The 14,565-nt window shown below is 69.1% G+C and carries 11 protein-coding genes and 2 pseudogenes; 8 read left to right on the top strand and 5 right to left on the bottom strand.

All coding sequences use genetic code 11. The features are described 5' to 3' along the window. Positions 1 to 73 precede the first annotated feature (73 nt). Positions 74 to 1,273 carry a globin domain-containing protein gene (locus QFZ75_RS27615; RefSeq protein WP_307541091.1) on the bottom strand — a complete coding sequence of 400 codons (1,200 nt, stop codon included), beginning with the start codon at positions 1,271 to 1,273 and terminating at the stop codon, positions 74 to 76. A 356-nt stretch (positions 1,274 to 1,629) separates the two neighbouring features. Between QFZ75_RS27615 and QFZ75_RS27620 the strand changes: the two genes are divergently transcribed. Then, entirely contained in the window at positions 1,630 to 2,991 is a 1,362-nt protein-coding gene (locus QFZ75_RS27620; protein ID WP_307541094.1) for a glutamine synthetase family protein, read from the top strand. Positions 2,992 to 3,109: 118 nt separating this feature from the next. On the opposite strand, the pseudogene QFZ75_RS27625 reads toward QFZ75_RS27620, so the two are convergent. Both QFZ75_RS27625 and QFZ75_RS27630 read right to left on the bottom strand, forming a co-directional pair. Continuing rightward, a pseudogene (locus tag QFZ75_RS27625) lies at positions 3,110 to 3,319 on the bottom strand (hypothetical protein); the annotation flags it as partial. Positions 3,320 to 3,687: 368 nt separating this feature from the next. After that, a complete protein-coding gene (locus QFZ75_RS27630) occupies positions 3,688 to 5,058 on the bottom strand; it encodes a PIN-like domain-containing protein (RefSeq protein ID WP_307541095.1) in 1,371 nt (456 codons plus the stop codon). 307 nt (positions 5,059 to 5,365) lie between these two features. On the opposite strand from QFZ75_RS27630, the pseudogene QFZ75_RS27635 reads away from it, so the two are divergent. Together QFZ75_RS27635 and QFZ75_RS27640 are read left to right on the top strand one after the other, a co-directional pair. After that, positions 5,366 to 5,452: pseudogene (locus tag QFZ75_RS27635) on the top strand (glutamine synthetase); the annotation flags it as partial. Positions 5,453 to 5,707: 255 nt separating this feature from the next. After that, positions 5,708 to 6,403: a hypothetical protein gene (locus QFZ75_RS27640; RefSeq protein WP_307541099.1), complete on the top strand. Its 696-nt coding sequence runs from the start codon at positions 5,708 to 5,710 to the stop codon at positions 6,401 to 6,403. 52 nt (positions 6,404 to 6,455) lie between these two features. On the opposite strand, the gene QFZ75_RS27645 is transcribed toward QFZ75_RS27640, so the two are convergent. Then, a complete protein-coding gene (locus QFZ75_RS27645; protein ID WP_307541101.1) occupies positions 6,456 to 6,929 on the bottom strand; it encodes a hypothetical protein in 474 nt (157 codons plus the stop codon). A 436-nt stretch (positions 6,930 to 7,365) separates the two neighbouring features. On the opposite strand from QFZ75_RS27645, the gene QFZ75_RS27650 reads away from it, so the two are divergent. The 4 genes from QFZ75_RS27650 (at position 7,366) to QFZ75_RS27665 (ending at position 10,864) form a co-directional block, all read left to right on the top strand. Further along, positions 7,366 to 8,241, top strand: a complete 876-nt coding sequence (locus QFZ75_RS27650) for a helix-turn-helix transcriptional regulator (protein ID WP_307541102.1) — start codon at positions 7,366 to 7,368, stop codon at positions 8,239 to 8,241. Next, complete coding sequence (locus tag QFZ75_RS27655) at positions 8,238 to 8,501, top strand: DUF397 domain-containing protein (RefSeq protein WP_307541104.1); 264 nt, start codon at positions 8,238 to 8,240, stop codon at positions 8,499 to 8,501. The genes QFZ75_RS27650 and QFZ75_RS27655 overlap by 4 nt, the downstream gene beginning before the upstream one ends. Before the next feature lie 193 nt (positions 8,502 to 8,694). After that, positions 8,695 to 9,858 (top strand): C40 family peptidase, encoded by a 1,164-nt coding sequence (locus QFZ75_RS27660; RefSeq protein WP_307541106.1) that lies wholly within the window; start codon positions 8,695 to 8,697, stop codon positions 9,856 to 9,858. Between the two features lie 94 nt (positions 9,859 to 9,952). Further along, complete coding sequence (locus QFZ75_RS27665) at positions 9,953 to 10,864, top strand: hypothetical protein (protein WP_307541108.1); 912 nt, start codon at positions 9,953 to 9,955, stop codon at positions 10,862 to 10,864. 70 nt (positions 10,865 to 10,934) lie between these two features. Here the strand turns inward: QFZ75_RS27665 and QFZ75_RS27670 are convergent, their stop codons facing one another. Continuing rightward, the gene (locus tag QFZ75_RS27670; RefSeq protein WP_307541110.1) at positions 10,935 to 11,372 is read right to left on the bottom strand and encodes a VOC family protein; all 438 of its coding nucleotides are present in this window, start codon (positions 11,370 to 11,372) and stop codon (positions 10,935 to 10,937) included. Between the two features lie 170 nt (positions 11,373 to 11,542). Here QFZ75_RS27670 and QFZ75_RS27675 point away from each other — a divergent pair, with 170 nt between their 5' ends. Then, the gene (locus QFZ75_RS27675) at positions 11,543 to 14,539 is read left to right on the top strand and encodes a bifunctional [glutamine synthetase] adenylyltransferase/[glutamine synthetase]-adenylyl-L-tyrosine phosphorylase (RefSeq protein WP_307541113.1); all 2,997 of its coding nucleotides are present in this window, start codon (positions 11,543 to 11,545) and stop codon (positions 14,537 to 14,539) included. Positions 14,540 to 14,565: the final 26 nt, after the last annotated feature.

The raw sequence follows: 14,565 nt of genomic DNA on the forward strand, positions 1-14,565 counted from the left end.
GCCCGGCCCGGGGGTTTGGTCGCGGCCGGGGCCAGGGCCGGGACGGGGTGCTGCCCTGACAGGGCTGCTTCTCTCAGTCCTGGGCGAGCCAGAGGTCCGGGCCGAAGACCTCGTAGTGGATGTCGGCCGGCGCCAGGCCCTTCTCCAGGAGCTGGGTGCGTACGGCCCGCATGAAGGGGAGGGGGCCGCACAGGTACGCGCGCGTGCCCGACGCGAGCGGCACTCCGGAGAGGTCGACCAGACCGGTGCGGTCGGCCGGGTGCCCCGGCTGCGGCCGCTCGTACCAGAAGTGCGCCGCCGCGTCGGCGAGCTTCGCCGTGTACGCCTCGTGCTCCTTCCGCAGCGCGTGCCCGGCGGGGGAGCGGTCGGCGTGGACCACGGTCACCGGGGCGCTGTGCGCGTTCGCCACGAGCTGCTCCAGCATGGCGATCATCGGCGTCACGCCGATGCCGGCGGAGGCGAGCAGCACCGGTGTCCGGTCCCCGGCGTCGAGCACGAGATCGCCGTACGGGGCGGACAGTTCGAGCGTGCTCCCGACGTGCACACGCGCGTGGAGGTGGTGGGAGACCTCCCCGTCGGGGGCTCCGCCGCCGTGCACCCGCTTCACCCCGATCCGGCGCACGGCGGAACCGGGCGCGCCGATCAGGCTGTACTGGCGCGTCTGGTGCGCCCCGTCCGGCAGTTCGACGCGTACGGAGACGTACTGGCCGGGCCGGAAGGCGGGTGCCGGGGCGCCGTCGGCCGGGCGGACGAGGAAGGTCGTCACGTCGGCGGTCTCCTCGACGCGCCCGACGACCTTCCAGGTGCGCCGGCCACCCGGACCGGCCGCCTCGGCGGCCGCGTACAGCCGCTTCTCGATGGCGACGAGGGCGTTCGCCATCAGCCAGTACACCTCGGTCCAGGCGGCGGCCACCGGCGGCGTGATCGCCTCGCCGAGCACGTCGGCGACGGCGGCGAAGAGGTACGTGTGGACGACCGGGTACTGCTCGGGGGCGATGCCGAGGGAGGCGTGCTTGTGCGCGATGCGGTTCAGCATCGTGTCGGGCCGTACGTCCGGCCGTTCGACGAGCTGGGTGGCGAAGGCGGCGAAGGCGCCCGCCAGGGCCCGGCGCTGGACGCCGGAGGACTGGTTGCCCCGGTTGAAGAGGTCGCGCAGCAGCTCGGGGTGGGCCGAGAAGAGGCCCGCGTAGAAGCGGTCGCTTATCTCCGGCAGGGCCCCGCCGACGGCGGGAAGAGTGGCGCGGATGGTGGCGGCGGACTGCTCGGACAGCATCGGGGCTCCTCGGCTCGGCTGACGGCACCGTATTGAAACTTGCATCTGAAATGCAAGTTATAGAGTGTGCGGGAAGCGTGGGGGAGGGGACGGGGAGAAGGCGGGGAGAGGGGGACGAGGGAGGAGGAGGCGGGGAGGCGGCGGTGGTCGGCCATTTCATGTGCGGCGCCCAGGGGGCAAGATGGGCGTCGGAGCAGTACATGCGCCGTACGTGAGGCGTTCGGGCGGAGGTCGGCCGGAGGATCGGGGCCCGCAACGCGCATGAAATGCTGTTGTGGTGTGATGCACAGGTGCCCGACCGCCTCCCTGGGACGGGAGCAGGCGGCCTGACCAGCAAGATTGGGTGGAAGCGGAAGATGGACAAGCAGCAGGAGTTCGTGCTCCGTACGTTGGAGGAGCGCGACATCCGTTTCGTACGCCTGTGGTTCACGGACGTGCTGGGCTTCCTCAAGTCCGTGGCCGTGGCCCCGGCCGAGCTGGAACAGGCCTTCGACGAGGGCATCGGCTTCGACGGATCGGCCATCGAGGGCTTCGCCCGCGTCTACGAGTCCGACATGATCGCCAAGCCGGACCCGTCGACCTTCCAGGTCCTGCCGTGGCGGGCCGAGGCCCCCGGTACCGCCAGGATGTTCTGCGACATCCTGATGCCGGACGGCTCACCGTCCTTCGCGGACCCGCGGTACGTGCTGAAGCGGGCGCTGGCCAAGGCCTCCGACCTGGGCTTCACCTTCTACACGCACCCGGAGATCGAGTTCTTCCTGCTGAAGGACAAGCCGACGGACGGCTCGCGCCCGACCCCGGCCGACAACTCCGGCTACTTCGACCACACCCCGCACAACGTCGGCATGGACTTCCGCCGCCAGGCGATCACCATGCTGGAGTCGATGGGCATCTCGGTCGAGTTCTCGCACCACGAGGGCGCCCCGGGCCAGCAGGAGATCGACCTGCGGTACGCGGACGCGCTCTCCACGGCCGACAACATCATGACGTTCCGCCTGGTCATGAAGCAGGTGGCGCTGGAGCAGAACATCCAGGCGACGTTCATGCCGAAGCCGTTCAGTGAGCACCCGGGCTCGGGCATGCACACGCACCTCTCGCTCTTCGAGGGCGACCGCAACGCGTTCTACGAGTCGGGCAGCGAGTACCAGCTGTCCAAGGTCGGCCGCTCCTTCATCGCGGGCCTGCTGAAGCACTCGGCGGAGATCGCCGCGATCACCAACCAGTGGGTCAACTCGTACAAGCGCATCTGGGGCGGCTCCGAGCGCACCGCGGGCGCCGGCGGTGAGGCTCCCTCGTACATCTGCTGGGGCCACAACAACCGCTCGGCACTGGTGCGCGTCCCGATGTACAAGCCCGGCAAGACGGGCTCGGCGCGGGTGGAGGTGCGCTCCCTCGACTCGGGCGCGAACCCCTACCTGGCGTACGCGGTCCTGCTGGCCGCCGGCCTCAAGGGCATCGAAGAGGGCTACGAGCTGCCGCCGGGCGCCGACGACGACGTCTGGGCCCTGCGGGACGCGGAGCGCCGCGCGATGGGCATCGAGCCGCTGCCGCAGAACCTGGGCGAGTCGCTGACGCTGATGGAGCGCAGCGAGCTGGTCGCCGAGACGCTCGGCGAGCACGTCTTCGACTTCTTCCTGCGCAACAAGCGCCAGGAGTGGGAGGAGTACCGCTCCGAGGTGACGGCCTTCGAACTGCGGAAGAACCTGCCGGTGCTGTAGGGGCGGGTCGGCGGGGGTTTCCCGCTGCAACGGCATGTGAGGCCGACGGTCAGTGACCGTCGGCCCCACAGCTTTTCACTGCCCTTGGGCCGTCTCTGGGCCGTCACGCCTTCAACTCTTAACCTTTTTGGATGCCCGTTGTGTCCTGCAGTACTCCGCGACGGCCGTCCCGCTCTTGTATGACAAGTGTTGGGCCTCGCTCCTCAACTGCGAGGTACCAAGTACCCGGAGCGACCGTGAACACGGGAACTGCAGAGCCATCCTCAGAAAATGCTGAACGCTCTACTGGTACGGCAAGCCAGAAGGGTGAGAACGTATCGACTGGTGCCTGGCTAAGCTCGACCCAAGGGTCCCACCGCCCGATCAGCCGCTGCACACCAGCAAGATCGTGTTACGAGTTCTTAGTGCCGCCTCCTGCTGCTTGTAGGAGCCCACCTCACCGTACAAAACAGGTGGTCAAGCGGGGTAGATGACCTTGCTCCTGTTGCGTCAGAACGAGTATGAGACTCGGTATGCAGAGGGACCCGGACAGTTTGTCCGGGTCCCTGATCCGAGAGTTACGGGGTCTCAGATGACTAACCGAAGCCCGCGCGAGAGCGGTTTGGAGTAAAAACTCACTCGTGGGCAGCATGATCTCGAAGGCCAGCCGCCAGTTAGTGGATGAACTCCATTTGCGGAAAAGTCATGGGCACTTACTCACTTACCCTCCCTCTGGTTGGCGCTGAGTTGCTCATTCCGCATGCGATAAATGGCCCTGTCGAGTTTCTCTTCAAGTGTGTGAATATGCCTGTCAAGTTCAGCTAGATGCACTTGGGATGAGCCATCTTCGCGCTCTTTCATTACTGATAGCGAGGCGCGCCGATTCCTCAGAGTTTTGATCTCATCCTCAAGGGCACTTAGGTGTAGCCAAGCTTGTGACACCTCATGCGGTGCTGCGAAATCATCTCGAGCGTCACGGCCGAATTGACGTTTCCGCTTGTCTTGCACCATGGAATACGCGAGCTGCCAGTCCCCGAGGGGCATATGTAGAATTACGTCATTGCCAGACAGTCTGGGATTCTTGGTTATATGGTTGACGATGCGTTCGACGTCGTCGATTATCCTCCAGTGTCGACGCTGTCGCGCCAGGCTTTGCTCTGCGACTTCCTCGGGAGTCATATCTATGTACTCGCGAAGTGTGCTCACCATTTCGATGTACTGAGATTCAGGGATCTCGTAGCGATAGATATCTTCCGCGCCTACTCGGAGAGGAGGGTTTTCGGCCTCGGCGACAGTTGATTCGCTAATCGCGGCGCCGAGCTCCCTCTTCGCTATCTGCAAAAATCTTCCAAGCTGTGTCACCATGAAATCAGCGTTGCACCTTTTCCTGAACTCGGATAGCAGCTCAGGGCGTGCTCCAACGATTAGATCGGACTCCTTCCTGACCCAGTCTTCTTTGGTGTCGTTCGTGATGAAGAGAACCGAGTGTGAACCTTCCTTGCAGTCACGAAGTAGCTGCTCCCATATGAAGAAATCACCGTGAGCATTCTCAGGTTTGGCGGCATCCATATAGCCGGGGGGAACTCCATCTGCGGCGCGCCGCTGGAACTCAGTTACGAGCTGGGAAGCTTCTCCATCTTCGAATCCTGAACCGGTTCTCTCGTCAAAGATCTCACCTAGTCTGGCCAAAATTGGATCGGAGTTCACAACAGTTTCAAGGGACAGGTCAAATGTGTCCCGGTGCATTTCTATTTCAGCTCGAACGTCAGCGAATGCCTTACTGATTGGGGCGGTGAGTTTATTTCTTTCCTCGCCGCTGAGAGAGCACCTTTTTGCGAAAGTATTAACCTCTTGAAGTACCTTGCGTTCGTGCGCTTCAAGTGCTGCCGAGGTTGTCTTGTATAGTCCTAGATGATCTTTTACGGCGGATATGCGGCGGGCGTAGTACTCCGATGCGACTTGATGCGTGACCCATAGTCGATCCTTGAGAAGATAAAGGACGCTCAGTAGCTCATCGCGGGATTTGGGTGTGAATCGATATAGTTCGAGTAGGACATTAGTGTCGACGGATATTCGATAGTTATGCACTGCGTGTTCGTATTCTGCTGGTGGGCGACGCCAGAATCCGTCAAACGCACGCAAGAAAGTGGACAAACCAACCCCCTGGTAAGGCTTACAGTCGTAGACTAGTAACGACTCGCCGGTTTGTGAGGGCTTTCGACCAAACCACGAGCAAGAGGGTCGCTGGCTGGAGCAGACCATGAGGTCGCCGGGCCGTCTGTGGGCCGTCGAAGGGTGGCCCACAGTGACCAACAACGACCGATGATGACTGCTCGACCACAGGCCGGCGTTGTGCCTACGTCGATGGCGTGAGGTCGCTCCGGACCGATGTCACTTCCTGCGCAACAAGCGCCAGGAGTGGGAGGAGTACCGCTCCGAGGTCACGGCGTTCGAGCTGAGGAAGAACCTGCCGGTGCTGTAGGGGCGGGTCGGCGGGGGTTCCGCCGGTCTGGTCGCGGGGGCCGGCGGTCGTGGACCGTCGGCCCCGACGGCGTTTCGGCGTCCCCGGATCCCGTCGCCGGCTCCATGCGAAGATCTACAGGCCCTTTCGGGCTCCGCCCCGCCGCAGTGACGATTCCTCGGAGAGCCCATGCGCCGCGCCCATCTCTTTTCCGTTGCCGTCCTCCTGCTCTGCACCGCCTGCTCCAGCGGTTCGGAGGGAGAGGAGAAGAGAACCGTGGACCACGGGGCGGCCGTGCGCGCCGCGATAGGGAGGACGAGCGCGGACAGCGCCCGCCTGGCCGAGACGATCGAGATGCGGTCCACGGACAGTCCCACGACGTACGTGTTCACGATCGCCGGCGCCTTCGACCTGGCGGGTGACCGGGGCCGGCTCACGGTGGGTCTCAAGGACAGCGGCATGGACCCCGTCGAGGAGGTCTTCGTCGGCGACACCGTCTATGTGCGGGGCTCGCGGGCGGTGGACGAGGGCACATGGGCCTCGGCCGTCCGGAGCGAGGCCCTGACCCGCTACTTCCTGCGGGCGCCGCTGAACGACCCCGAGCACCTGCTCCGTCAGATGAAGGCGATGCGGCAGGTGACGAAGGAGGGCCAGGAGCAGGTGAACGACGCCCCCGCGGTGCACTACCGGGGCACGATCGACCATGCCACCGCGACGCTCCGGATGACGACGAAGACGAAACAGGGACTGGACGACGTACGCGAGCAACTGGGCGAGGACGTGCCCGTCTACGCGGACGTGTGGGTCGACGGGAAGGGGCGCGCCGTGCAGGCCCGGCTGTCCTACTTCGGCGGCATGAAGGCCGTGACGACGATGACACTGTCGGACTTCGGGACGCCGGTGAAGGCCGAGGCGCCACCGGCCGGGCAGGTCGTCCCCGTGACGGCGGGCGAGGACGTCCTGCTGGCCTGAGCGGGGCGGAACGGACGTCCTCCGCACGCATTTGCGTCGGTGTGACCGAGTGTCACCTCTCGCCGAGGGATGCCTGGCGGGCACGGAACTCCTCGAACGCCGCCTTCTGCTTCGGATCCATGAAGCCCTGACGGACATGGCGGGCCTTCTCCTGGAGCCAGTGCGCCTCGTCGGGGTCCAGGAGCTCCGCGACCACCACGCCTTCGCGGGCGACCGCCGTGCGCCCTCCCACGCGACGCCGAAGGAGCGTGAACGCCCCGAACTCCGCCGGGTGGGCCAGTTCCGGCTCCTTCGAGACAGCCCCGTTCTCGGCACCGACGTCCCTCGTCGCGTAGGCGGTGGGGGCCCAGTGCTCCCAGAGCGCCAGCGTGGCCGCGGGCACCAGCACCACGCGTTCCGCCTTTTCACGCCCTTCCCACATGAACGTGACCGTGACGGGCTCCCCGACCGCCTCGGCCAGTCCGAGCACCCTCTCCACCTCGTCGTCGACCGGGTAACCCACCACTGCATCGATCTGAATGCCCATGGCGCCCGAGGCTACCGGCCACTTCTGACAGTCGGCCCAGGGTTCCTGAGCCACGCGAGCCACGCGGAGGCGTGCGGCATCCACGCACCGGTTCGCGCCCTGTCCGACGGCACGGCCGGGGCGATCGTCGTCGCGCCGGGCGGGCCGCGGCGGACGGGATCCTCCGTGCGCTCACGGCGCGGACCCGGCAGATGCGGCTGGTTCTCGCGCCGTCCACTCCGGAGATCCTCGACGCGACTCTCGACGTACGAGCGCGGTACGTGTCGCTCGCCGCCGAGTACGACTCCGGCTCCAGCTCCGGCTCCTGCGGCGCGCGCTGTCGACCACCCGTACGCGGGCCCGGCGTACGGGTCACGCGGTGGACGGTAAGGGTAACCGTCCGTGACCATAGGTGACTTGGTGGAGTTGGTGGGTGTGGGTCGACGGAGGGGCTGGGATGGCGGACGGCGTGGGTGGGGCGGGTGCCCCGGGGTGCGGTGGCGGTAGCGGTAGCGGCGAGCCGGAGGTGTCCGACAGCCTCAAGACGTTCGGCGAGGTGGTCAAGGCATTCCGGAAGCGGGCGGGGCTGACGCAGGAGGAGTTCGCGCCCAGAGTGCGGTACTCGCTGCCGACCGTGGCCTCCATCGAGCAGGGGCGCCGCTTTCCGCCGCCGGATTTCGTCGAGCGGGCGGAGGAGGTGCTCGACGCGTTCGGGGCGCTGCGGGGGGCCGCCCGGCATGTGTCCCGGCGGCCCGGGCTGGCGAGTTGGTTCCGTCAGTGGGCGCGGTTCGAGGCCGATGCGGTGAGCCTGTACACCTACGAGTGCCGGGTGGTACCTGGCTTGTTGCAGACGGAAGGGTACGCGCGAGCGGTGTCTTTCAGCGTGCCGCCGCTTCCCGCCGCGGAGGAGATGGACGAGCGCATCGCGGCCCGCATGGCTCGGCACGAATTGCTGGCGACGAGCCGCAGGCCCCCGACGGCGTTCAGTTTCATCGTGGAGCAGGCGGTCCTGGAGCGGCATACGGGCGGCGCGGAGGTCACGCAGGAGCTGTACGACCACCTGCTCGACCTGATCGGACGGCACTGGAACGTGGAGTTCCAACTCATGCCGCTGCGGCAGCCGGTGCACGCAGGACTGGACGGGCCGATGCGCTTGGCGGAGACCCCGGACAACCGGTGGTTCGGGTACTCCGAAGGACAGGAGAACGGGCGGCTCATCACCGCACCGGAAGAGATCAGCCGACTCCATCAGCGCTATGCCAAGATGCGTTCACAGGCCCTGACGCCCGAGGACTCGCTGGGCCTGCTGCGGCGAATGCGAGGAGCGCTATGAACACGTCCGGCCTGGCCTGGTTCAAGAGCAGTTACAGCGGCTCGCAGGGCGACGACTGCGTCGAAGTGGCCCTGTCCTGGCGCAAGTCCAGTCGCAGCGGCAGCGGCAGCGGCAGCGGCAGCGGCAGCGGCGACTGCGTCGAGGTGGCCGCCCGGTCCGGCGCCGTCCACGTCCGTGACTCCAAAGCGCGGCGCGGGCCCCAACTCGCCGTCTCCCCAGGCGCATGGGCCGGTTTCCTAGCGTACGCAACCCGTCGCTGATGTCGGTCGTCCTACAGGTATAAGAACGTTGCGCACGGGCACGTTGACACCCGTGGGGACATAGGGGGCAGAGGTTCGGGGGAAGGTACTGTGTTCGAGGCTTGAACGGTCCACCGGGTGAACCGCGGTGGCCATCGCGACGGACACTCCGTCCGTCCGAGCCGCCTGCACGCGACCTCTGAGAGTGAAGCTGATGAACGTGTCGACCGGCGGCAGACGGCTGCGGAGCCGCGCCACCACAGCGACCCTTGTCCTCGCCATCTCCCTGATGTCCGGGATGTTCGTGATGCCCGGGCCGAGTTACGCCGCTCCGGGTGAACCCGACCCGCGGGGCAGGTCCGTCGAGGAGATCCACGCCGAACTGGAGGGCCTCTACCGCACGGCGGAGGTGGCCACCGAGGCATACAACGCCGCGAACGAGAAGGCCACCAAGCAGGAGAAGCGGCTGAAGTCCCTCCGCAAGGGCCTGGCCCGTGCCGAGGACCGGGTGGACGAGCTGCAGGAGCTGTCGGGCGCGGCGGCCCGTACGCAGTACCGCGGGGGCAGCCTCGCCGCCACGGGCATCCAGTTGCTGCTCGGCGACCACCCCGACCAGGCCCTGAACGATGCGTCCCAGGCCCGGCAGGCACTGCGGAGCCTGGTCAACGTGGCCGAGACCCAGAAGACCGCCCGCGCGGAACTGGACCGGCAGACCGACAGCGCCGAGAAGGAGCTGGAAAAGCTCGAGGACAGCCGCGCGGACAAGGCCGAGTCGAAGAAGAAGATCGAGGGGAAGATCGCCGAGGCCGAACAGGTCGAGGCGGGACTCAAGGCGGACGAGGCCCGCAGGCTCGCCCGGCTGGAGAAGGACAAGGCCAAGGAGGCCGAGGCCCGCTGGACGGGCTCCGGCGCGGGCGGCGGCACCTCGACCGGGACCGGCGCGGGCGGCTCCGGGGCCGGTGGCTCCGACAACAACGGCGGTGGCGGCGGCGGTGGCGGCTCGGTCGGCGGCGGCACGCAGGCGACCGGGGCGGCGGCGCAGGCCGTCTCCTTCGCCATGGCGCAGATCGGCAAACCGTACGGCTGGGGCGCCGTGGGCCCCTCGGCGTACGACTGCTCGGGACTCACCTCCGTGGCGTGGGCGCGGGCGGGGCACCCCATCCCCCGTACGTCGCAGGCGCAGTGGGCGGGACTGACCCGGGTGAGTCTGTCCTCCGCGCGGCCCGGGGACCTGATCATCTACTTCAACGACGCCACGCACGTGGGCATGTACATCGGGGGCGGGAAGATCGTCCACGCACCGCGGCCCGGACGTACGATCACGACCGCGCCGGCCGCCTCCATGTCCATCCTCGGTGTCGTCCGACCTGGAGCCTGAGCGGATGCCCCACTCGTCGTCCCCCTCGCCGTCCCCTTCGTCGTCCTCATCGGCGTTCAACTCGCCGGTCCCCCGCCACCAGGGGAACCTGCCCGTGCTCAGCGCACCGCCGCTGATCCGTCTCGACGCCTACGTGGCCGAGGACGGGTCGACGGTGGTCAACGGCCATCTGCTGCAGATGGGCGGCACCCGGCCGCCGAACGAGGCGATCCTCGACGCCGTCGCCATGTTCGCCCGGACCCTGGGCGCGCCGGTGGCGGCCACCGTCATCGACCGGACCGTGATGCAGGTGGCCCGCGTGCGGGTGTACCCCGACGGGTCGAGCCGGACCATCGCCGACGAGGACGACCTGCCGCCCGGGCACGAGCGCACCGCCGCGGAGGAGGCGGCGTTCCCCCCGCTCGCCCGGGTCGAGCGGGTCATCCAGCACGCGCAGCGCGAGGAGCTGCACGCGGCGTTCGTCCTCGCCAGCGCGCTGCGGGAGCACCTCACGCTGCGCAGGGGCGCGGAGGACGAACTCTCCCTGGAGGCACGGGCGATCGAGGCGTACCTCGCGTACCTGCGCGGTGACTACACCCTCTCCATCACCCTCGCGCTGACCGTCGCACGCATCCGCTGCCGCACCGACCTGAACCGGGCGGCGCCCGACGTGGCCCGTGCCACGGCGGCGTGGCAGCGACTGGAGGACCAGGCACAGGTGGCCACCCGGGGACAGGAGTTGCTGCGCATGTGGGAGCAACTGTCGGCCGGCGGCCTGCTGCTGGAACCGTCCCACCAGGCCATGGCCCGCGCCGTCCAGGGCCGGCTCGCACAGGGCGGGAGTTCCGTGCGGGCGCCGTCCGCGGTTCCCGCCCTGCCCCCGGGGCAGGGGCGGGGCACGGGACAGGCGCCGACGACCGCCGGTCCGGGTGTGCTCGCTCCCGAGGACCAGCCGCTCAGGCCCGCGCGACGCGGGATGCGGCGCTTCACCCGGTGGCCCGGCCGGTCCGCCGGGGCGGCTTCCTAGCCCGACCCCGCCGACCCCGCCGCCCCCCGACCCCGGCCCCCGGCCCGTCGGTCCGGACGGGCCCGCTCCGCTACTGCTGTGCCGCCAGTTCGGCCATCAGCCGGTGCAGGGGCTTCGCGGCGCGTTCGCGGTACTCCTGGACGGCCCACCCGTTGCCGTCCGGGTCGGTGAAGTGCATGAACGTGCCGCCGTCCTGGGGCGCGTACTGGACGGGCTCGCTGATCTCCAGACCCCGCGCGGTCAGCTCCTCGTACGCCGCCTTGGCGTCCGCGACCACCAGCTGCAGACCGTGGTACGTGCCCGGCTGCGATGTCCCCGTCGGGCTCGGCACGCCCTGGGCGAGCGCGATCGAACACCCCGAGCCGGGCGGTGTGAGCTGCACCACGCGCGAGCCCGGCATCACCTCCGAGTCGAGGTCGACGTGGAAACCGACCTTGTCCTGGTAGAAGGCCTTCGCCCGGTCGATGTCGGTGACCGGCAGCATGATCACTTCAAGGGCCATGTCCATGGAACGACTCCTTCGTCGTAAGGAAGCAAACGGCTCCCCCCACCGAAACGGAAAACGGCCCCGGGCGCCACCGAGTCGACGAAGACCGTCCATGCGCTTCCCCCGCCCTCTCCGGTTAGGCTCATGGCCGTACGACCTTGATCGATCGCGTGGGACGACGGAGGCCTGGGATGACGGTGCCGGGGCGCAGGAGCAGTACCTTCTCGCGGCTGCTGCGGCACGGTTTCACCGATCCGTCGGCCGCCGAGCGGCTGCTCGACAGCCCGGAGCTCGCGGCGGTGACGAACGACCCGGTGCTGCTCGACGCGCTCGGCGCCACCGCCGACCCGGACCTGGCGCTGCTCGGGCTCGTCCGGATCGTCGAGGCGCAGGAGGACGACGCGGGGCGGCGCGAACTGCTCGACACGCTGATCGCGTCGAAGCCGCTGCGCGACCGGCTGCTCGGGGTGCTGGGGGCCTCCGACGCGCTCGGCGACCACCTCGCGCGCCACCCGCTCGACTGGCAGGCCCTCGTGACGTACGAGCCGCAGGACCTGCACCCCGGGGTCGCGGAGTTCGAGCGCGGGCTCGCCGAGGCCTGCGACCCGGTGTCGCTGCGGGTCGCCTACCGGCGGTGCCTGCTGTCCATCTCCGCCCGTGACGTGTGCGGCACCACCGACATCGCACAGGTCGCCGCGGAGCTCGCCGACCTCGCGACCGCCACGCTGCGGGCCGCGCTCTCCCTCGCACAGGCGGCCGCGCCCGAGGACGCCGCGATGTGCCGGCTCGCGGTGATCGCGATGGGCAAGTGCGGCGGCCACGAGCTGAACTACGTGTCCGACGTCGACGTCATCTTCGTCGGAGAGGCCGTGGACGGCGCCGACGAGGCCAAGGCGCTGCGGGCCGCCACCCGGCTCGCGGCCCATCTGATGCGTATCTGCTCCGAGACCACCGTCGAGGGATCCATCTGGCCCGTCGACGCCAACCTGCGCCCCGAGGGACGCAACGGGCCGCTCGTGCGGACGCTCAGCAGTCACCTCGCCTACTACCGGCGGTGGGCCAAGACCTGGGAGTTCCAGGCCCTGCTGAAGGCCCGGCCCGTCGCGGGCGACGCCGAGCTGGGCCAGGAGTACGTCGACACGCTGGCGCCGCTCGTGTGGCAGGTCGCCGAGCGGGAGAACTTCGTCACCGACGTGCAGCGGATGCGGCGGCGCGTGGTCGAGAACATTCCGCCCGCCGAGGTCGAGCGGGAGCTGAAGCTCGGGCCCGGTGGACTGCGGGACGTCGAGTTCGCGGTGCAGATGCTGCAGTTGGTGCACGGCCGCGTCGACACGTCACTGCGCAGCGGGACCACGCTCGACGCCCTGAAGGCACTGGCCGCGGGCGGGTACGTGGGACGCGCCGACGCCGTCGAGTTCGACGAGGCCTACCGGTTCCTGCGGTCCATGGAGCACCGCATACAGCTCTTCCGGCTGCGGCGCACCCACCTCGTGCCCGAGGACGGGGCGGACCTGCGGCGTCTGGGGCGCTCGCTCGGCCTGCGCAACGATCCCGTCACCTCGCTGAACCGGGAGTGGAAGCGCCACGCCGGTGTCGTACGGCGCCTGCACGAGAAACTCTTCTACCGGCCGCTGCTCGACGCCGTCGCCCAGCTCGCGCCCGGCGAGAGCCGGCTGAGCCCCGGCGCGGCGCGGGAACGGCTGGTCGCGCTCGGTTACGCGGACCCCGCCGCCGCGTTGCGCCACCTGGAGGCGCTGGCCTCCGGCGTCTCCCGCAAGGCCGCCATCCAGCGGACCCTGCTGCCCGTCCTGCTGGGCTGGTTCGCCGACTCCGCCGACCCCGACGCGGGGCTGCTCAACTTCCGCAAGGTCTCCGACGCGCTGGGGAAGACCCCCTGGTACCTGCGGCTGCTGCGGGACGAGGGGGCCGCCGCCGAGAACCTCGCCCGGGTCCTGTCCGCCGGACGGCTCGCCCCCGACCTGCTCATGCGGGCGCCCGAAGCCGTGGCCCTGCTCGGCAACGGCACCGGCGGCGGGCTCGTCACCCGTACCAGGGCCCACCTGGAGCAGGAGATCCTCTCCGCGGTGGGACGGGCCGGCACGGGGGAGGCCGCGGTCACCGCGGCGCGCGGCGTACGGCGGCGGGAGCTGTTCCGTACGGCCGCCATCGACATCGTCGGCTCGTACGGCACCGAGGAGACGCCCGCCAACGCCGACCAGGGCGCGCTGGTGGACCTCGTCGGCGGCGCCATCTCGGACCTCACCGCGGCGACGCTCGCCGGCACCCTGCGGGCCGTCGTCCGGGACGGCTGGGGCGAGGAGCTGCCCACCCGCTTCACCGTCATCGGCATGGGACGGTTCGGCGGCCACGAGATGGGTTACGGGTCCGACGCGGACGTGCTCTTCGTGCACCAGCCCCGGGCGGGCGTGGCCGAGGAGGAGGCCGCCCGCGCCGCGGGCGCCGTCGTCTCCGAGATGCGGCGGCTGCTGCAGATCCCCAGCGCCGACCCGCCGCTGCTGATCGACGCCGACCTGCGGCCCGAGGGCAAGTCCGGGCCGCTCGTACGGACGTTGAAGTCGTACGAGGCCTACTACCGCCGGTGGTCGCTGGGTTGGGAGTCGCAGGCGCTGCTGCGGGCCGAAGTCGTCGCGGGGGACCCAGAGTTGGGGGCGCAGTTCCTCGAACTCGCCGATCCGCTGCGGTATCCGGCGGACGGGCTCGGGGAGGACGCCGTGCGGGAGATCCGCCGGCTGAAGGCGCGGATGGAGTCCGAGCGGATGCCCCGCGGGGCCGACCCGACGCTGCACACCAAGCTCGGGCGGGGCGGGCTGTCCGACGTGGAGTGGACCGTTCAGCTGATGCAGCTGCGGCACGGGGCCTCACAGCCGGGACTGCGCACCACCCGTACGCGGGAGGCGCTGGCGGCGGCCCTGGCGGCCGGGCTGATCCCGGAGGAGGACGCGTCCACCCTGGACGAGGCATGGGTGCTGGCGACCCGGGTGCGCAACGCCGTGATGCTCGTGCGGGGGAGGGCGGGGGACACGTTCCCGTCCGACGGGCGGGAACTGGCGGCCGTGGGCCGGTACCTGGGATACGGCCCCGGGCACGTGGGCGACATGCTCGACGACTACCGGCGGACGACGCGGCGGGCGCGCGCGGTCGTGGACGAGCTGTTCTACTCGGGGTGACGGCGGGGCCCCTGGCTCCGGAATCC

Source organism: Streptomyces sp. V3I8, assembly GCF_030817535.1.
Classification (GTDB): domain Bacteria; phylum Actinomycetota; class Actinomycetes; order Streptomycetales; family Streptomycetaceae; genus Streptomyces.

Excerpts from the sequence above, each read along its gene's own strand:
- QFZ75_RS27615 (WP_307541091.1), bottom strand. The coding sequence starts at position 1,273 with ATGCTGTCCGAGCAGTCCGCCGCCACCATCCGCGCCACTCTTCCCGCC.
- QFZ75_RS27620 (WP_307541094.1), top strand. The coding sequence starts at position 1,630 with ATGGACAAGCAGCAGGAGTTCGTGCTCCGTACGTTGGAGGAGCGCGAC.
- QFZ75_RS27645 (WP_307541101.1), bottom strand. The coding sequence starts at position 6,929 with ATGGGCATTCAGATCGATGCAGTGGTGGGTTACCCGGTCGACGACGAG.
- QFZ75_RS27650 (WP_307541102.1), top strand. The coding sequence starts at position 7,366 with ATGGCGGACGGCGTGGGTGGGGCGGGTGCCCCGGGGTGCGGTGGCGGT.
- QFZ75_RS27655 (WP_307541104.1), top strand. The coding sequence starts at position 8,238 with ATGAACACGTCCGGCCTGGCCTGGTTCAAGAGCAGTTACAGCGGCTCG.
- QFZ75_RS27660 (WP_307541106.1), top strand. The coding sequence starts at position 8,695 with ATGAACGTGTCGACCGGCGGCAGACGGCTGCGGAGCCGCGCCACCACA.
- QFZ75_RS27670 (WP_307541110.1), bottom strand. The coding sequence starts at position 11,372 with ATGGACATGGCCCTTGAAGTGATCATGCTGCCGGTCACCGACATCGAC.
- QFZ75_RS27675 (WP_307541113.1), top strand. The coding sequence starts at position 11,543 with ATGACGGTGCCGGGGCGCAGGAGCAGTACCTTCTCGCGGCTGCTGCGG.